Origin of the sequence: Sneathiella litorea, from assembly GCF_009882915.1 — a bacterium.
Taxonomy (GTDB): Bacteria; Pseudomonadota; Alphaproteobacteria; order Sneathiellales; family Sneathiellaceae; genus Sneathiella; species Sneathiella litorea.
On record NZ_WTUW01000009.1, the window covers coordinates 640,610 to 658,271 of the forward strand.

17 protein-coding genes are annotated in these 17,662 nt (G+C 51.0%); 10 read left to right on the plus strand and 7 right to left on the minus strand.

Features of this window, described 5'->3' with window-relative positions; all coding sequences use genetic code 11:
• Positions 1 to 353 precede the first annotated feature (353 nt).
• From GQE98_RS17025 to GQE98_RS17055, 7 genes are all read right to left on the minus strand, one after another.
• Positions 354 to 1,613: a pyridoxal phosphate-dependent decarboxylase family protein gene (locus tag GQE98_RS17025; RefSeq protein WP_161316991.1), complete on the minus strand. Its 1,260-nt coding sequence runs from the start codon at positions 1,611 to 1,613 to the stop codon at positions 354 to 356.
• A gap of 48 nt (positions 1,614 to 1,661) precedes the next feature.
• Positions 1,662 to 2,381, minus strand: a complete 720-nt coding sequence (locus tag GQE98_RS17030) for a GntR family transcriptional regulator (protein ID WP_161316993.1) — start codon at positions 2,379 to 2,381, stop codon at positions 1,662 to 1,664.
• A gap of 18 nt (positions 2,382 to 2,399) precedes the next feature.
• A complete protein-coding gene (locus GQE98_RS17035; RefSeq protein ID WP_161316995.1) occupies positions 2,400 to 3,482 on the minus strand; it encodes an amino acid ABC transporter permease in 1,083 nt (360 codons plus the stop codon).
• On the minus strand, positions 3,482 to 4,657 hold the full coding sequence (locus GQE98_RS17040; protein WP_161316997.1) for an amino acid ABC transporter permease: 1,176 nt from the start codon (positions 4,655 to 4,657) through the stop codon (positions 3,482 to 3,484). Before GQE98_RS17040 ends, GQE98_RS17035 begins: the two co-directional genes overlap by 1 nt.
• Entirely contained in the window at positions 4,654 to 5,676 is a 1,023-nt protein-coding gene (locus GQE98_RS17045; protein ID WP_161316999.1) for an amino acid ABC transporter substrate-binding protein, read from the minus strand. The genes GQE98_RS17040 and GQE98_RS17045 overlap by 4 nt, the downstream gene beginning before the upstream one ends.
• 447 nt (positions 5,677 to 6,123) lie before the next feature.
• Positions 6,124 to 6,963: a PhzF family phenazine biosynthesis protein gene (locus GQE98_RS17050; protein ID WP_161317001.1), complete on the minus strand. Its 840-nt coding sequence runs from the start codon at positions 6,961 to 6,963 to the stop codon at positions 6,124 to 6,126.
• 133 nt (positions 6,964 to 7,096) lie between these two features.
• The gene (locus GQE98_RS17055; RefSeq protein ID WP_202526364.1) at positions 7,097 to 8,158 is read right to left on the minus strand and encodes a TauD/TfdA family dioxygenase; all 1,062 of its coding nucleotides are present in this window, start codon (positions 8,156 to 8,158) and stop codon (positions 7,097 to 7,099) included.
• A gap of 225 nt (positions 8,159 to 8,383) precedes the next feature.
• Between GQE98_RS17055 and GQE98_RS17060 the strand changes: the two genes are divergently transcribed.
• The 10 genes from GQE98_RS17060 (at position 8,384) to GQE98_RS17105 (ending at position 17,643) form a co-directional block, all read left to right on the plus strand.
• Positions 8,384 to 9,157 carry an SDR family NAD(P)-dependent oxidoreductase gene (locus tag GQE98_RS17060; RefSeq protein WP_161317003.1) on the plus strand — a complete coding sequence of 258 codons (774 nt, stop codon included), beginning with the start codon at positions 8,384 to 8,386 and terminating at the stop codon, positions 9,155 to 9,157.
• A 64-nt stretch (positions 9,158 to 9,221) separates the two neighbouring features.
• Entirely contained in the window at positions 9,222 to 10,061 is an 840-nt protein-coding gene (locus GQE98_RS17065; RefSeq protein ID WP_161317005.1) for an IclR family transcriptional regulator, read from the plus strand.
• 61 nt (positions 10,062 to 10,122) lie between these two features.
• Positions 10,123 to 11,289: an acyl-CoA dehydrogenase family protein gene (locus tag GQE98_RS17070; RefSeq protein WP_161317007.1), complete on the plus strand. Its 1,167-nt coding sequence runs from the start codon at positions 10,123 to 10,125 to the stop codon at positions 11,287 to 11,289.
• A gap of 46 nt (positions 11,290 to 11,335) precedes the next feature.
• Entirely contained in the window at positions 11,336 to 12,508 is a 1,173-nt protein-coding gene (locus GQE98_RS17075) for a thiolase domain-containing protein (RefSeq protein WP_161317009.1), read from the plus strand.
• Entirely contained in the window at positions 12,505 to 12,900 is a 396-nt protein-coding gene (locus GQE98_RS17080) for a Zn-ribbon domain-containing OB-fold protein (RefSeq protein WP_161317011.1), read from the plus strand. The genes GQE98_RS17075 and GQE98_RS17080 overlap by 4 nt, the downstream gene beginning before the upstream one ends.
• 19 nt (positions 12,901 to 12,919) lie before the next feature.
• Entirely contained in the window at positions 12,920 to 14,125 is a 1,206-nt protein-coding gene (locus tag GQE98_RS17085; RefSeq protein WP_161317013.1) for a CaiB/BaiF CoA transferase family protein, read from the plus strand.
• A 33-nt stretch (positions 14,126 to 14,158) separates the two neighbouring features.
• Positions 14,159 to 14,611, plus strand: a complete 453-nt coding sequence (locus GQE98_RS17090; RefSeq protein WP_161317015.1) for a MaoC family dehydratase — start codon at positions 14,159 to 14,161, stop codon at positions 14,609 to 14,611.
• Positions 14,608 to 15,501, plus strand: coding sequence for an HpcH/HpaI aldolase/citrate lyase family protein (locus tag GQE98_RS17095; protein ID WP_161317017.1), 894 nt, complete (start codon positions 14,608 to 14,610; stop codon positions 15,499 to 15,501). Before GQE98_RS17090 ends, GQE98_RS17095 begins: the two co-directional genes overlap by 4 nt.
• 120 nt (positions 15,502 to 15,621) lie before the next feature.
• On the plus strand, positions 15,622 to 16,815 hold the full coding sequence (locus tag GQE98_RS17100) for a CaiB/BaiF CoA transferase family protein (protein ID WP_161317019.1): 1,194 nt from the start codon (positions 15,622 to 15,624) through the stop codon (positions 16,813 to 16,815).
• 45 nt (positions 16,816 to 16,860) lie between these two features.
• On the plus strand, positions 16,861 to 17,643 hold the full coding sequence (locus GQE98_RS17105) for an enoyl-CoA hydratase-related protein (protein WP_161317021.1): 783 nt from the start codon (positions 16,861 to 16,863) through the stop codon (positions 17,641 to 17,643).
• The last annotated feature ends 19 nt before the right edge of the window (positions 17,644 to 17,662 follow it).

A 17,662-nucleotide genomic window follows, 5' to 3' on the forward strand; every position in this document is an offset into this window, starting at 1 on the left:
CGTTGGCGCTATTCTCTCTATGGATGCTTGGTTAATAAGTAACTTGATAAAATTTACAGAGCCCAGGAACAGACAACCAAACATCTGCAGCCCTTCAGGCTAATAGAATTCTTCCAAAAAACGGATATGGGCATTGTCAGAGACAAATTGCTTAAACCCAGATGAACCTGATCGGAAGTCAGAAGCTCTGTTCTTGTCTGATTCAGGAGCGAACCTGGTTTTGAGCCAGGTTCGTCGGAGTTTAATACTGACCGTTTAACGTCTTGGAAAAAGCCAGTCAAAAGCCAAAACTTGCTAAATGTCGATACACTAGCTTGTCAAGACCATGTTATTTTATTGCAAAATTGCCCAGGTCAATATTTAGCATGAAGCTGGGATTCGACTTTCGGAGAGCTGCGCGCCAGATACACACATTCTTGCAAATCACTCAAGAACTCCTCACGGGATCCATCGTGCAAAAGGGACATCATTGCATGCATACCCTTGGGTTCACGGGTCAAGCCAGAGAGCCACCCCCGGCTCACCATATTTTCAGCAACAACAAAAATGTCGAATTCAGATGACCCGTAGTTGATAATCGAAAGATCCGGTTTGGACCACAGCTCCAACCCTTCAATTGCAGAAATTCCTTCACAGTACCGATCCGTCATCTCAGCTAAACGCCGCGCCGCATCTTCATAGCCTTCCGTTCCCAGATGATTGAGAACTGCCCAGGCTCCCGCGACCGCGCCGCCAGGCCTTGTACCAACAAGAGTCGCTGTTTCAAAAGGCCCATTTGGCCAAGAATTAGATTTGAAGGTCGCCCGTTCGAGGTCAGTGACGTCTCGATAAAACACTGTCGATGCCGGCTTCGGGCAATACCCGAATTTATGCAGATCAGCAGAGATTGAACGGACCCCTTCAAACCGAAAATCGAAATTTGGCGTTGGCCGCCCTATCCGCGTGAAAAAGGGCGCCATCCAGCCGCCGACACAAGCATCCACATGCAACCAAATACCTGCATCCAGAGCAATCGCGCTCAATTCGTCGATCGGGTCGACGACTCCATGCGGGAAACACGGCGCGGAACCGACCATCGCAATTGTCCGGTCATCAATCAGTTTCTGCATTTCTGCAGGATCGACCCGTTTGTCGGCACGAAGCGGCGCCCGCCGCATCTCCAGATCCATTGCATCCGCTGCCTTGTCGAAGGCTGGGTGTACGGTAATCGGGACAACAATGTTCAACGTTTCACCACGATGTGAAGGATTGAGGTCCCGATGGGCTTCGCGCGCGGCCTTAATTGCGATAAAAATGCTTTCTGTCCCGCCCGACGTAAACGCACCGGTTCCACTCTCCGGGGCGCTGAACAAATCCAATCCAAAATCAAGGACTTCCTTTTCCATTGATCCTATTCCAAAAAATGCTCTTTTTCGGCCTAGTGCATTTTCGCTGAAACATTCGAAAAACGCGTTGCGCCCGATTTCATAGGTTTCCTGATCATTCCGGAAAACAAACAAGGGAGTTCGCCCATGCTGCCAATCCACATCGTCAGCACAGCGTGCCCGAATATCGCGTTGCAGATCCGGCCAGTCGCGGCCACCTTTCGGGAATAAGTTTCTTGTGTTTGTCATGGGTTTTCCTTTCATATATTGGGCGTCTGACCTAGAGAGGCATTCTTGTTAGTTATCCCGTTCGTCCTCCGTCAGCACGGCGACAATTATTGCGGCCCCTTCTGAAAGGTCGCGTTTTACGGCGGCGGCGGCGGCGGCGGCATCGCGCAGTTGAATGGCCGCAATAATCCGCTTATGGTTTTCATATCCGATAAGGCGTTTGCGATAGCTATAAGATAATCGGTTTCGCGTCGGGCCCGCCCGCAGCCAAAGTGTATCAATGATACTCCGCATGAGCGGTTGTTCGGCTCTATCACAAATCAAGAGGTGGAATTCGGAGTCAATTTGCAGTGAATCATTGAACCGCTCCTGACTGATCATTTCCTTCATTTGCTCGTTCAGTTCAATCAGGCGCTTAATTTCCTCTTCAGCGAAAAGCGGCGTTGCTAATTCAACTGCTATTGGTTCAAGCGCGCTTCTAATACGCATGACTTCGCTATATTGCTCGCAATTTAGGTCAACGGTTCTGAAAGTTCGTTTCTCCGATACATCCAGCGCACCTTCATTAACGAGGCGCATAATAGCCTCGCGTGCAGGTGTGAGGCTGACTCCGAGATCTCGGCTAAGCTTTCGGGCCGTCAGCTTTTCACCCGGACTCCAGACACCTCTGAGCAACCCTTGCCTGAGCTTCTCATATACCTTGTCGGTTAGAGAGGGACTGCGATCCACCGCACCAAGCAGGTCCTTTGATGCAGGATCTACCTTCGGGGTGTCATATTCGGCAATCATTGTAACTTGTCCTTTGTCTTAATTTTTATTTGAATGTTCCCGCATTTCACGAAGCGACCGCTCGGTTTGGCGCCCGTACCAGGAAATACTCCCGCACATTAACGCATACACTATGCCTGCGAATACATATGTCTCTACATAAAAACCAATCCATTTCGGATCCGCGAGTGCCGCCTGAGCCGCCCCGAGAAGATCCATCATGGCGACGATGACGACCAGGGAGGTTCCTTTCAGCGCCCCAATAAACAAATTGACCATGGCAGGCAGCACCATCTCGAAAGCCTGTGGCAATATGACCTTCAGAATCATGGGCCAGTAAGCAACGCCAAGGGACCTGCAGGCCTCGTACTGGCCTTTCGGGATCGCCTGAAGGCCACCGCGAAGAACCTCCGCCATATAGGCAGCAAGGAACAGAACTAGCCCGATCAATACGCGGCCAAGCCCATCCGGCGTAAAACCATCCGGTATAATTAGAGGTAACAGCACGGAAGCCATAAACAACACACTGATTAAAGGCACGCCGCGGACTGCCTCGACAAAAACAATGGCGGAGAGCCGAAAAACTGGCAGTTTAGATTGCCGCCCCAAGGCAATCGGTACCGAGATTACCAGCCCGAACGCCACGCCAAAAACAGTCAGCAAAATTGTGAGTGGCAACCCGCCCCAGAGTGAGCTTTCCACATAGCTCAACCCGAAAACACCTCCCCACATTAGAATTCCATAAGAAAGGAGCCCGGCAATCCAAACCGGGAGCAGCCATTTACGCCAAAAGACCGGGTTGAGGGAGATGACAACCAGTGCTACCAGGATCACCGTTCCTGCAAGTGCGCGCCATTGCTCATCATACGGGAACCGCCCAAACAGAATTAGCCGAAGCTTGCTGCCTATAAAGGCCCAACAGGCGCCAGAGCCCGCCGGGCAGCTATCTCCGGAATCACCTGTCCAGACCGCGTCGATCAGAGCCCACTTAACTAAAGGGATTGCGATTAATAACAACATACCCAAAGCGACGACATTCAATATCGTTGACATTGGTGATTTGGTAACCTCGGATATCAACCTTTGCCACCAAGGAGAGCGATTTAGGGCAAGTTCTGTCATTATCGTTCCTCTCTGGATGAACGGGCATTCATGACATTCAGGATCAGAGACGTAATCAGACTCAGGATCAGGTAAATCAGCATGATTATCGAAATGCATTCCAGCGACTGGCTGGTTTCTGCCAGAGTAATATTGGCGACACGCACAATTTCGGGATAACCGATTGCCACGCCGAGAGAGCTTTCTTTGGTAAGATTGAGATAGGAATTTGAGATCGGCGGAATAATAATGCGTAAGGCCTGTGGAAGAACGATCTTCCTCATAACCTGTCCCGGATGAAGACCTAGTGAAAGACCGGCCTCGACCTGCCCTTTCGATACGCCAAGAATACCTGCACGGATGATCTCCGCATTAAAGGCGCCCGTGTAAATGCTCAACCCCAGAAGCATCGCGGTAAATTCCGGGGAAATGGTCATACCGCCGGTAAAGTTAAAACCAGTTAGCTGGGGAACATCCCAGGTAATTGGCGCGCCCGCGACATAAGTTGCAATAATGGCCGGTAAAAACGTAAGCGTCAGGCCCAATGGCCACAGACGAAAACCGGCATTTGTCTTCCGGTGCCAATACCATAATCCACTTGCGAGAATTATCCCGACCAACAGCGCGGCCATCACGATTCCAAAAGACGACTCTGGAACGGGAGAAACCAGGTAAAGCCCTCGGTTGGTTAGATAAATTCCGTCAACAGGGGAAAGAGCCTGACGGACTGTTGGCAGCCCGCGCAGCAGAAACGTGTGCCAGAATAACAGCTGTAGCAACAGCGGAATATTTCGCACCACTTCGACATAACCACGGCACAGGCGCGTAATAACAACACTTTTTGAAAGCTGCCCCAAGGCGATGATCAACCCGATAAATGTTGAAAGCACTATGCCCAGAGCGGCGACCTTCAAGGTGTTCAGAACTCCCACGACAAAGGCTTTGAAATAAGTATCGCCGGCACTGTAGGGGATCAGGCTTTCCCCAAGTTCAAAGGAAGCCTTCTGCCAGAGGAATGCGAACCCGGTTTTCCCGGAGGATTCCGCAAGATTGCTGGACGCGACGTGGATTGACCCCCAAATCAGCAAAATGGCTAAAATGATAAATAGCCCCTGCGACTGAAAATCACGTCGGGTCAGAAAGCGTGCAAGACGTACCCTCCCGGGTACGTCTTGATAGGCTGAGACTGGCTTCATTGCCAGCCGGGAGCGACCATTGCGCCGCCATCACGCCAAAGTGCATTCATACCACGCGGCACTTGAAGATTGGAATTCTTCCCAAGAGTATTATTGTAAAACTCTCCATAGTTACCCACCGCCTTGATGACCTTTACCATCCAGTCGTTAGGCACACCCATGTCAGATCCAATCGTTCCCTCTACTCCGAGAAAGCGCTGTACCACAGGATTTTTTGAAGACTTGGCGATTTCATCAACATTTGCCTGTGTTATGCCGAGTTCTTCCGCAGTGATCATGCCGTAATGCATCCATTGCAAGACCTTGAAGAACTTGGGCGACCCTTCGCGGATAACGGGGGCCTCAAATGATTTGGCAATAAGGGTCTCCAAAATCACATGATCATCCGGAGTTGCGGCCCGTGCACGGCGGATAGCAAGATAGGGCGGTTCCATCGTCACCGCATCGCACCGCTTGTCAAAATACATTGAGTACATCTGATCGCTGTTTTCCGCGGCCACAGGCTGGAATGACATTCCGTTTGCCTTGAACCAGTCGGCCAGGTACCGCTCGGTTGTGGTGCCCGCAAGCACACAGACCGATGCGCCGTCCAGCTGTTTAACATCGGTTACACCTGTGTCTTTATGGACCATAAATCCCTGACCGGTCATATGATTGGGACCGATAAAGCTGAACCCCAGTGTCGTATCGCGAGAGATGGTTTCCGTAACACTCCGGGACAGAATGTCGATTTCTCCTGATTGCAGCGCCGGAAATTTTTGTGCGCCGGTCGTGGCAACGAACCTAACTTTCTTTGGATCCCCAAGAATTGCCGCCCCTGCTGCCTTGCAGAAATCAACGTCAAAGCCACTCCATTCGCCCTTGTCATCGAGGAAGCCAACTCCCGCGATGTAGTTCAGCGTACCACATACCAATTCTCCGCGTTCCTGGATTTCATCAAGCAGATCGGCCGCGTTGGCGACACCACCTATCCCTACGCCTAGCGCTACTGTAGCAGCGAAAATCGAACTTCTTATCATATTGCATCCTTCCTGAGCATGAGTGACTTACGTTCATTTTTTATTTGGCTTGGCACACTTAAGACCGGCCATGATAAGAATTATGTCATTTGTTATATCATATTTCAATATTTTCCTAAATACTACTTTAGATTGTTTTGATGTAAGTAAAAATCTAATGCATAAATAGAGTTCTATTCTTTAGATGATCACGGGAATTTCAGGCTATATTTTATAACCTTGCCCGAATTATTGAGGTTGGCGGTGCCGGATAACCTGATTTTGGAGGGTGTTATGTCAGAGGGAAGGCCGCCTTCAGGAGTGAGGCCCTGATATCGCCTTTAAGACGATACCGTGCTGGATTTAAGCTATCGGAGGCCTTGCAGGCATACAGATATAAGTCGTTCCACAGCAGTGTAGACACGCACAAATCTCAGCGGATGGTCAGTTTATTATTAATTGAAACCGTCAATTGTCCATCTTGCGCGTCATACCCGATACTCTTATTGAACTCCCGGCTTCATCACTTATTTCGGCTGTTATCAGGGAGCGGGCGCCCATATCTTCCCCTTGAATGATTTTTATCTTTCCGCCATGCGGCCAGGCGATATCCCTTAAGTAACCGGAAAACGCCGCCGCGGCCGCCCCTGTCGCGGGATCCTCCAACACACCGCCTGAGGCAAATGCGTTGCGGACATGAAAGGTTGTTTCGTCTTCGCGCCATAAAAGCATAATGGTGATCAAATCCCGGCTTCTCATGAACTGCCGGCCGGAATCCAGTTCATATTGCATGGCACTCAAGTCATCCCGGTTTTTAAGGGCGAAAACATAATGATCTGCTCCACCGTGAATGCGCGCAGGCGGGATACTGTCATCCAGCTGGTCTTGAGAATATCCGAATAGGGCCAAAGTCGCCTCTACCTCTGCTTGGTCCAAGGGATCGCTTCTCGTTGGTGGTGACTGCAAGGCCGCCGCATAGAAATCCCCCACCAGTTCTCCTTCAACGCTAATATTAGCATCATTAAGGCGTAGCATATATTTTCCCGGACCAAATTTTTCCGCCAGTGTCGCCCCGAGCGCTATTGTAGCGTGACCGCAAAATAGCACCTCAGATTCAGGTGAAAAATAGCGGACACGCCATGTTTTACGGTCCTTTTCCAGCGCGGCAAATGCCGTTTCTGAAAACCCCACCTTCGCGGCAATCTCCTGCATTCTTTCCGGGGTCGGCAGCGTATCGCTCAGAACTACACCCGCCGGGTTTCCGCCAATATCTCCATCAGAGAAAGCGGCAATTTTCAGCACATTCATTACGGCCTCCAAACATCAAAAGAACACCACGGCTTGAAAAGACCAAACCTATAACAAGGCATTTAACTATTCCGTCAATGGATTTCCATTGACGCGCATTTGAGCTGCCGCCTTTTCCTAAGCAAGGCTCTGTCTATGCATCCAGTGGAACATTCAACTTTGTCCCGTCAACAATAATGCCGCCACGATTACCAATCTCAATAGTCCCATAGCGCTGCCGGAAGCAATCCGGCAGTGGCCGGTCGCCTGGCAGCGAAAGCCATAACCGCAGCAAGTGACGCTTTTTATCCGGTTCCGCCCAATCGACGAACGCCGTCCGATCATGCATAAGAGCATGATTATAAACGAACTGCATATCTCCCGGTTGCAGCTGCATAGACAGATGTAGCTCAGGATCATTTGCGAGAGAATCAAAAAAATCTAGGGCTTCGACCTGTGTGTCGGTCAATCGGGGAGCGTCAAGGAACCGCTGGGCACTATTGACATATTGCCGTTGGTAAAGGCCTGTTAAATACCCCTGATACCAGCTCAGAACCGGAATTTCAAAATAGGGCTTCTCACCAGAAGGAACCTCCCCACGGCGATCAGTTGCCACGGTTTTAAACATTTCTGTGGCTAAATCCGGTCTTCGCCGCTGCATTTCATTATAAATAGTCGTGGTACTGACCAGCTGAGACAACCCACCCTCCTTCGCCGTTCGAAGGCACATCAGTCCGACAACATCCGTTGAATCCGTATGGAAAGTCTGACGCTTTGATGTTTGGTAAATACGTGTTCCGGCATCATTAATATCCCTGCCGACATCCCGCACATGCCCGAGGATATGACCGGCGGCATTTTGCGACCGGGCGGCGCCAAGATAGGATCCAATGCCGCAGAATATTGTTGCCGCCACCTTCTGGCTGTATTGGTGCACGGGCAGGCCGCGCAAAAGTTCAAAGCCAATGCCGTGCATCAGATCGCTGCGTAATTGCACCAATTTCGGCCCTAACAGAGGAAGCGGGAAACTGTCCGGCGAAATTTGCGCCAGATCAAGATTATCAGCCTGAAAGCGTTCAGCGGCTCCTTCTAGTTCCGATACCTCGTTTGACGAGAGATCTGTCAGCCAGATATCTGTATTCTTCGCCATTTCATGTCCATACCATGCACTCGGCGCCTCGATCATCGGTGGGGGAAATTTCGTTTCATTCTCCATTATTACAACCTTTCCATCCGATCGCTTTTTTCATTTCTCCAATCCAAACATCTGAAACTCTATCACAAGACTCTCAGAATTTCAGAGCAATAACATTGACAGGCAATAATTTAACTCATATCAATATACGTATTCGTTACGTATATGAATATAACTGCCAAACTCAGACAGCCTTTTGCATCGGCGGCGCCGACAGGCATTTCAATAAATGGAGAAGAAAAAATAATGATAAACCCAATGTCACTTGAAAACCAGAACGTGATTGTGACCGGTGCAGGTCAAGGAATTGGCGAGGCGGTTGCACGGCTTGTCGTTGACCTCGGCGGCAAAGCGATTTTGGTTGACCTGCAGGGGGACAAAGTGAATGCGATTGCCGATGAATTGGGAAGCGACAAGGCAGAAGTTTACGTCGGTTCGGTTGCTGAGCCGGGATTTGTTCAGGATATGGTGGAGAAAGCCGTTGCACGTAATGGCGCAATTCACGGACTGGTGAATAATGCCGGCATTGTCCGCGCTGCGATGGCGACAAAAATGCCAATTGATACCTGGCAGCAAGTTATCGATGTTAATTTGTCGGGCGTCTTCTATTGTTTACAGGCCGTAGGTCGACATATGTATCAAAGAGCGCAGGATGGCGACACCAGCCCCGCCTCAATTGTCAATATTTCGTCCGATGCAGGCCGTCGCGGGACGATTGGACAAATCAATTATGGCGCCGCAAAGTCGGGTGTCATGGGCCTGACGATGAGCGCCGCACGCGAATGGTCGGCAAAACAGATCCGCGTAAATACGATTTGCTTCGGTGTCGTCGAAACCGAAATGACAGAAATGATCCGTTCGGACAAATTCCGTGACGGCGTAATGTCACAAGTCCCCATGGGGCGTTTCTCAACACCAGACGAGGTTTCGCAGCCAGTTTGCTTCCTTCTCTCGCCCGCAGCCAGCTACATCACGGGTCAGCATTTGTCCGTTAATGGCGGCTACACGATTGGCGTTTAGTTGAAATATGAGACAGGCACAGGGTTTTGTATCTATGCCTGTCTCTTTTACGGAGAATTGAAATATGGCGTCTGATAGCCCGAATAGAAAGCCTGCCAAACCGGCCTCCCGGGGTGGCCCGCAGTCGGTAGGACGGATATTTTCTATTCTGGAATCACTCGCCTCCATGGATGCAGGCGCGACACTATCTCAATTAGCTGTTTCCGCATCTGCTCCTAAAACGAGCCTCGTTGGTCTTCTGGCCGGCTTAACAGATGAGGGATGCCTTAGCCGGGATGAAAACGGTCGATACTATCTAGGCCCTAGATTTATTACACTCGCGATGCGGGCTGTTTCAGGGCGGGAGTTTCTGAAGCTGGTCCGCCCTACTCTTGTTGACCTTGCGCGGGAAACGGGTGAGACGGCGGTGATTGCCGCGTTAAACCACGAAGGGGATATGGTGACATATCTCGATAAAGTAGAAAGCACAAATTCCATACGCTATTCCGTCCCCATCGGAGAAAACCGCGAACTTTATTGCACTGTTGGGGGAAAACTCCTCCTTGCATATTTTGAGTCTGAACGGCTGCTGAATTATCTGCGTTCGCATCGTCGCAAGCGTTATACGGATACCACTCTCACCGGCAAGTCTGAGATCATGGCGGCCCTTGAGAAAATCCGGCAAGAAGGCATCGCCAGAACATATAATGAGCAAGTTCAAGGATCCAGCGGTCTGGCCGGCCCGATCTATTCAGATACCGGCGAGGTCATCGCGGCGATATTGATCGCGGGACCTTCAGAGCGCATGCACGCCAACGCCTTACAGAATGAACGACTTATAATTCAGGCAGCGCAAGAATGCACAAGGATAACTGGCGGTATACCGATAGATGCGTCTTTGCCAATACAAAAGAAACTAACCTAAAAAATAGCTGCCATCCTTTCGCGTCAAACCAATTAAAAATGATAAAAAACAGGGACAGGAAATGAGCTTCGCACTTACACCAGAACAAGAACAAATCAAGGAAAGTATCGCACGGATATGCAAACCGTTTGGAGATGATTACTGGCTCCAACGGGATACAGACGGAGAATTTCCCGAGGAATTCTGCCAGGCAATCGTTGACGAAGGCTTTATGGGCATCGCCATGCCGGAGAAATACGGCGGGAGCGGACTTGGGATCGCGGATGCGGCCGTCATGGCGCAGGCAATCACGGAATCGGGCGCCGCGAATGCCGGTTTCGCCGCCCTTATTATCGGCATTTTCGGTCTTAATCCCGTTGTGGTTTTTGGCACAGAAGAACAGAAGCAAAAATGGCTGCCCCCCATCATCAAGCGGGAGGATGTTGCATGCTTTGCGGTGACCGAACCGAACACCGGCCTTGATACGACGAGACTAAAAACCCGCGCTGTTTGGGACGGGAAGGATTATGTCGTCAAGGGAGAGAAAATTTGGACATCAACAGCCCTCCGGGCCAACAAAATGCTGCTCATTGCCCGGACAAAAAGGGAGGAAGAAACGAAACGTCCCATTGATGGACTTTCCCTTTTCTATACTGATCTTGATCGCGATTATGTCGAAATTCGCCCGATCGATAAAATGGGCCGGAAGTGCGTCGACTCCAATCAAATGTTCATCGATGGTCTGCGCATTCCGAAAGAGCATCTGGTTGGCGAGGAAGGCAAGGGATTTCGGTATCTTCTGCACGGATTGAACGCAGAAAGAATCCTGATAGCCGCCTCTATGGTTGGATTGGGGCGCGCGGCGCTCAAGAAAGCTGCGCAATATGCCCGTGATCGCGAGGTTTTTGGGCGTCCTATTGGCATGAACCAGTCAATCCAGCATCCTCTTGCAGAGTCCTGGGCGGAACTTGAAGCGGCAAACCTCATGGCCTTCCAGGCCGCGAATATGTATGACGAGGGCAAGGACTGCGGCCTTCAGGCCAATGCCGCAAAATATCTTGCGGCGGAAGCGACCTTCAAATCATGTACAAATGCCGTCATGACCCACGGTGGAATGGGATATGCCAAGGAATTTCACGTTGAAAGATACTTGCGTGAATCCCTGATACACCGTCTTGCGCCGATCAGTCCCCAGTTAATTCTGAGTTACCTTGCAGAAAATGCGCTGGACCTTCCGAAGTCATACTGAGAAGGTAGCCAAGACCTAATAATAAAATAAAAATAGAGGTTAAAACATGAGCCGAATGAGCAAGGCCTATATTGCGGGTATATATGAGCACCCAACCCGCAAGGCAGTTGACAAGACAATTCCCCAGTTGCATGCCGAAGTGGCTATTGGCGCGCTAAAAGACGCGGGCCTGACGAAAGACGATGTTGACGGATATTTCTGTGATGGAGATGCGCCAGGTTTGGGCGGCATGTCAATGGCCGAATATATGGGTCTGAACCTAACCTACACGGACACCACCGAAACGGGCGGGTCCTCCTATGTTGTCCATGTCGGGCACGCGGTCGAAGCCATTGCCGCCGGTAAATGTAATGTTGCCCTGATTACCCTTGCCGGACGGCCTCGGGCGGAAGGCCTCACGACGCTCGGCGCGCGGGATCGCGGCGGTGAATTGCCGGAGCGCGGATTCGAAATCCCGTATGCACCGGTCATAACCAATATGTACGGCATGGCGGCGATGCGGCACATGTATGAATATGGAACGACCAGCGAACAACTTGCCTGGATCAAGGTTGCCGCCTCTCATCATGCACAGCATAACGAGTACGCCATGTTGCGCGATGTTGTAACAGTGGAAGATGTAATCAACTCACCCATGATTTCCGATCCGCTCCACCGTCTTGACTGCTGCGTTATCAGTGATGGGGGTGGCGCATTGATTGTCGTCAGCCCGGAAATCGCAAAATCTCTCGGGGATCGCTGCGTCAAGGTGCTTGGACATGGCGAGGCGGTAAAACACCTGAACGGTGGCAATTTTGACCTGACCTATACCGGTGCTGCTAAATCCGGCCCGATCGCCTTTGCCGAAGCAAATGTAAAGCCGGCAGATATTGATTATGCCTCCATTTACGACAGCTTTACGATCACTGTTCTGGAAACCATAGAAGATCTCGGCTTTTGCGAGAAAGGCCAGGGCGGTAAATTTGTATCCGGCGGCAACCTGATTTCCGGTGTCGGCAAACTCCCTTTCAACACAGATGGCGGCGGGCTATGCAACAACCACCCAAGCAACCGCGGTGGCATGACAAAGGTAATCGAGGCTGTCCGGCAACTGCGCGGTGAAGCCCACCCCAAGGTCCAGGTCCCAGACTGCACCCTCGCCCTCGCCCATGGCACAGGCGGACAGATTTCAACGCGCACTGGCGCAGGAACCGTAATTTTGGGAAGGAACGACGCATGAGCCAGCAGGAAAGAGTTTATAAAGACCCCGATATCAACATGGAGACCGAACACTACTGGGAAGGGGCAAAAAATGGCAAGCTGCTAATGAAGAAATGCAATTCCTGCGGCAAGACCCATTTTTACCCGCGAGCGATCTGCCCTGTTTGCTCGAGCAACGATACAGAATGGTATGAAGCAAGCGGCAAAGGCAAGATTTACAGCTATTCCATCATGCGACGGTCGGAGATTCCTTATGTCATGGCCTATGTGACCCTTGATGAAGGGGTAACGATGATGTCGAACATTGTTGAAAGTGATTTCGACGACATCAAAATCGGCAAGGCTGTTGAAGTCACCTTCCGAAAAACCGAAGGAAACCAGTCCTTACCAGTTTTCCGGCTAAGTAAATAAACCTCGAAGGAGTTTCCCCATGACCAGGCCTCTTGATGGCGTCAAGGTAATTGACCTGTCCAATATGCTGATGGCTCCCTACACAACCCAGATATTGGGCGACATGGGGGCAGACGTCATAAAAATAGAGGCTCCGGGCGGGGATCCTATCCGAGGCATCGGTCCTTCCCGACATCCAGAAATGGGACCTATCTTTCTTAATTGCAACCGCAGCAAACGCAGTATTCTTCTGGATCTTAAACAGCCGGAAGGTCTCACTGCTGCGCTCGATCTGATACGAGACGCAGATGTTCTGGTTTACAATCGCCGCCCGCAAGTGATGGCACGCCTTGGCCTTTCTTACGAAACTGTCGCAAAGGTCAACCCCCGCATAGTTTACGCAGGTCTTTTTGGTTATGGACAAGGCGGTCCGTACGAGAGGAAACCGGCCTTTGATGATCTTATCCAGGGAGCCGTGTCAATTCCCTGGCTCTCCCACATGGCCGACGGTCGTGAACCAACCTATACGCCGACGGCAATCGTTGACCGTGCTGTTGGCTTATGGGCCGTCGGACAAATCAACGCAGCTCTTTACTATCAATGCCGCACGGGCAAGGGGCAACAAATTGATATGCCGATGTTTGAGATGATGGCGAGCTTTGTTCTTGCGGATCATCTGGCGGGACACACTTTCGACCCCCCAATCGGACCGCTCGGCTACGACAGGATGATTAATGCGGATCGTCGACCGTATCGGACGAAAGACAGCTATGTTTGCGTCATGGTATATACAGATCGACACTGGCGCTCTTTCTATCAGGCGCTTGGGCGAGAGGCCGAACTTGATGCCGATCCGCGATTTAAAAGCATGTCCACCCGCACGGAAAACATTAAAGACATCTATGCGGAGCTGGCACAGCTAATTGCGACACGCACAACAGCGGAATGGCTGCAACTCTTCGATGATGCAGATATTCCGGCGATGCCATTGCATACACCGGACACCCTGCTGGAAGATCCGCAGCTAAAAGCCATGAATTTCTTTAAAACGATCGATCATCCGAGCGAAGGGAAACTGCTGGATATGGCGGTTCCAAGTCATTGGTCAGAAACCCAGCCTGCGCCAACCCGGCCGGCACCGCGTCTGGGCGAACACAGCGCAGAAGTATTAGCCGAAATCGGCTATAGCGAGGAAAAAATCGCCTCTCTTTTCCACCAGGGTGTCTCTGCACCCTCCACAAACTAACCAAGCTTTACTTAACAGGAGAAAATAAGAAAAATGTCAGGACTTTATTACGAAGAATTCAAACCAGGAATGGAATTTGAACACCCACTGCGGAGAACTGTGACCGAAATGGATAACGTCATGTACTGCGCCATGACCCATAACCCGCAACCTCTTCATCTGGACGAAGAATATTGCAAGGAGACGATGTACGGTCAGCGTATTGTCAACAGTCTGTTTACGCTGGGTCTTGTCATTGGCGTGACAGTGGCCGACACCACGCTGGGAACCACGCTCGGAAATCTCGGCATGACGGATATCCGGTTCAAAAACCCGGTATTTCACGGCGACACCATTCGTGTGGTTACCCGTATTAAGGAAATGCGGGAGAGTGCCTCCCGCCCAACCACAGGGCTGGTGGTTTTTGAGCATATTGGCATCAACCAGCGCGATGAGGAAGTCGCCTATGTTGTGCGGACCGGCCTCATGAAAAAGAAACCGGCATGATTATCCGGTCATGGCTGTTCGTGCCAGGAGATAACGAACGAAAACTCAGCAAGGGTCTTGAAAATCCGGCAGATGCCCTCATTCTGGATCTCGAGGATTCTGTTGCCGATAACCGTCAGGAAATCGCTCGGGGAATGGTATGCGATTTTCTGAAAACCAATACGGAACGGTCGCGTCAACAACTTTGGGTACGGATCAATCCTCTTGACAATCCTCTCTCCCTGCCAGACCTGACCGCTGTCATGCCGGGCAAGCCGAATGGTATTGTCCTTCCGAAAGTATATTCGGCCGAGGAGGTCAATACACTTGATAAATACCTGTCGGTTCTGGAAGTCCGCGAGGGAATAGAACCAGGTTCTACGAAAATATTGTGCGTCGCGACAGAAACCGCGGCGTCGCTTCTTACCTTCCATACCTACCTCGATAACGTCAGTGAGAGATTGGTTGGCATGACCTGGGGCGGTGAAGACCTCGCCGCAGCACTCGGCGCCAGCGATAATCGTAATCCGGCTACGGGCGAATATGACGATCCGTTCCTGCTGGCAAAATCTTTTTGCCTTGCCACGGCGCGTGCTATTGATGTCCAGCCAGTCGGGGTTGTCTTTGTTGATTATCGCGCACTCGATGCGCTAAAGGCAGATTGTCTCCGGGATCGCCGATCCGGGTTCATTGGCAAGATCGCGATTCACCCAGCGCAATGCGAAATTATCAACGACGCCTTCACTCCTTCAGAGGAAGACATCGCCCATGCCCAAAAGGTCATTGACGTTTTTGAGCAGAACCCGGGACTCGGAACCGTCGGCCTAGATGGTAAAATGCTTGATATGCCGCATTTGAAACAAGCGCGAAATGTGATAGCACTCGCTGAGCAAATTAATTCACGGGGCTAGCAAGTTCGGGGCGACACAAGGATAAACCTGTGTCGCCTCAAATTCTTGCCAGCATTTACAAACCCAACCTCTTGGTTAATCAACGCGGCGACGCGGCTAGTAAAAGGAAAATAGAAGAAAATGGCGGGTGTTTTAGACGGGATACGCGTGGTCGAGCTGACCACTGTAATTTTGGGTCCATGGGCTACACAGATGCTGGGCGACATGGGAGCGGATGTGATCAAGGTGGAAACACCGACTGGTGACACAACGCGCCATACAGGGCCAAGAAAAAATCCCGGAATGGGCTCCCTGTATCTCGCAACAAATCGCAATAAGCGCAGCATTGTCCTGGACCTCACCAAGGATTCGGGACGGGAGGCGTTGTTCAAGGTGATCAAGACCGCCGACGTCTTCGTTCATAATCTACGCCCGAAAGTCGCAAAGAAGCTTGGGCTGGAATATGACAAGTTCAAGGATGAGTTTCCCGATCTGGTTTATTGCGCGGCCTACGGCTTCAGGGCTGGTGGACCGAAAGCGGACAAGCCTGCCTATGATGACATCATTCAGGCGGCGTCTGGCCTCGCCGATCTTTTGACAATCACCTCCGATCAACCGCGGTATGTGCCCACGATCATTGCCGACAAAGCCTCCTCACTCAACCTCGTTTCGGCAATATTGGCTGGTCTTGTAAACCGTGAGCGTGGCGGTGGTGGCCAGGCAATCGAGGTTCCCATGTTCGAAGCCCTGGTCGATTTTGTTATGGTTGAACATCTGTATGGTGCTTGTTTCGAGCCTCCTATTGCCAAGATGGGATACGAACGACTGTTAAACACCATGCGTAAACCCTATGCGACCACGGATGGATATCTCGCCGTTCTGCCTTATACAGATCGCAACTGGCAGGACCTCTTTGACGTCGCAGGACGAGATGATCTCAAGGATGATCCCAGATTTGAAAGCCATGCTTCCCGTGTCGACCATTCTCAGGAAATATATGGCTTGCTCGCCGATATTATTTCAACCCGGTCCTCAGCGGATTGGCAACGAGATCTAGATGCCAAGAATATTCCCGTACAAACAGTCATGACGAAGGAAATGTTGCTGGAAGACGAGCAGCTGAACGCAACGGGCTTCTGGCGCCTCGAAGAACACCCGACCGAGGGAACTTTGCGTATGATTGACCCGCCTATCCGGTTTTCAAAAACACCGTCAACCATTCGCAGCATGCCCCCTCACCTGGGTGAACAAAGCGGAGAAATTCTTCGTGAGGCAGGGTATTCTGAAGCGGAAATCGATCAATTCATGAAAGAGAAAGTCACGCAACAGTCGTAACCGGTTGCTACTTATAACAAGCGAATAACGCTTTCGGAGTCCTGAATGGAAAATTTCAAGAATATTATTTTCGAAATCGACAATAGTGTTGCAACACTTACGTTGAACAGGCCGGAAGCGTTAAACGCCATGACCTTCGAGTTGATGTATGAAATCCAGGATGCATTGAAAATCATCGATAAAGACCGGAGCATCCGTGCCCTGATCCTCACAGGAGCCGGCCGCGGCTTTTGTGCGGGTCAGGATCTTCGCAACCGTCCACCGGAGGGAAGCGATATTGTCGAATTGTACACCGGCTGCTATTTCGATGCGATCAATGCCATCCGCACCTGTCGGGTGCCTGTTATTACTGCCGTCAACGGCGCAGCTGCCGGTGGCGGCTTCTCTCTTGCGCTTGCTGGGGACATTTTGATAGCTGGCAAATCAGCCAAGTTCATTCAGGTATTCAGCCGGATCGGCCTCAGCCCTGATCTTGGGTCAACCTATCTGTTGCCGCAGGCTATTGGCAGAGCCCGGGCATTGAGAATGATGATGACGAATGAACCTGTGTCCGCCGATCAGGCCTTCGATTGGGGACTTGTCAGCGATGTATATGAAGATGACAAGCTCATGGACGAGGCAAAGGCTCTCGCCGACAAACTGGCGAGTGGCCCTACCTACGCGCTCGAGATGACCCGCAAGACTGTTGATGAAAGTGTCCATAATGATTTCAAGACCCAGTTTCGTCGGGAACTTGAAGTAAACGCAGATTTACGGGAACGATATGATTCAAAAGAAGGGGTCGCCGCATTTCTTGAAAAGCGTCCCGCAGTATTTAAAGGGGAGTAAGTGTTAAGGGATAGGTACG

Coding starts and splice junctions, on each gene's coding strand:
- GQE98_RS17025 (WP_161316991.1), bottom strand. CDS start 1,613: ATGACAAACACAAGAAACTTATTCCCGAAAGGTGGCCGCGACTGGCCG.
- GQE98_RS17030 (WP_161316993.1), bottom strand. CDS start 2,381: ATGATTGCCGAATATGACACCCCGAAGGTAGATCCTGCATCAAAGGAC.
- GQE98_RS17035 (WP_161316995.1), bottom strand. CDS start 3,482: ATGACAGAACTTGCCCTAAATCGCTCTCCTTGGTGGCAAAGGTTGATA.
- GQE98_RS17040 (WP_161316997.1), bottom strand. CDS start 4,657: ATGAAGCCAGTCTCAGCCTATCAAGACGTACCCGGGAGGGTACGTCTT.
- GQE98_RS17045 (WP_161316999.1), bottom strand. CDS start 5,676: ATGATAAGAAGTTCGATTTTCGCTGCTACAGTAGCGCTAGGCGTAGGG.
- GQE98_RS17050 (WP_161317001.1), bottom strand. CDS start 6,963: ATGAATGTGCTGAAAATTGCCGCTTTCTCTGATGGAGATATTGGCGGA.
- GQE98_RS17055 (WP_202526364.1), bottom strand. CDS start 8,158: ATGGAGAATGAAACGAAATTTCCCCCACCGATGATCGAGGCGCCGAGT.
- GQE98_RS17060 (WP_161317003.1), top strand. CDS start 8,384: ATGATAAACCCAATGTCACTTGAAAACCAGAACGTGATTGTGACCGGT.
- GQE98_RS17065 (WP_161317005.1), top strand. CDS start 9,222: ATGGCGTCTGATAGCCCGAATAGAAAGCCTGCCAAACCGGCCTCCCGG.
- GQE98_RS17070 (WP_161317007.1), top strand. CDS start 10,123: ATGAGCTTCGCACTTACACCAGAACAAGAACAAATCAAGGAAAGTATC.
- GQE98_RS17075 (WP_161317009.1), top strand. CDS start 11,336: ATGAGCCGAATGAGCAAGGCCTATATTGCGGGTATATATGAGCACCCA.
- GQE98_RS17080 (WP_161317011.1), top strand. CDS start 12,505: ATGAGCCAGCAGGAAAGAGTTTATAAAGACCCCGATATCAACATGGAG.
- GQE98_RS17085 (WP_161317013.1), top strand. CDS start 12,920: ATGACCAGGCCTCTTGATGGCGTCAAGGTAATTGACCTGTCCAATATG.
- GQE98_RS17090 (WP_161317015.1), top strand. CDS start 14,159: ATGTCAGGACTTTATTACGAAGAATTCAAACCAGGAATGGAATTTGAA.
- GQE98_RS17095 (WP_161317017.1), top strand. CDS start 14,608: ATGATTATCCGGTCATGGCTGTTCGTGCCAGGAGATAACGAACGAAAA.
- GQE98_RS17100 (WP_161317019.1), top strand. CDS start 15,622: ATGGCGGGTGTTTTAGACGGGATACGCGTGGTCGAGCTGACCACTGTA.
- GQE98_RS17105 (WP_161317021.1), top strand. CDS start 16,861: ATGGAAAATTTCAAGAATATTATTTTCGAAATCGACAATAGTGTTGCA.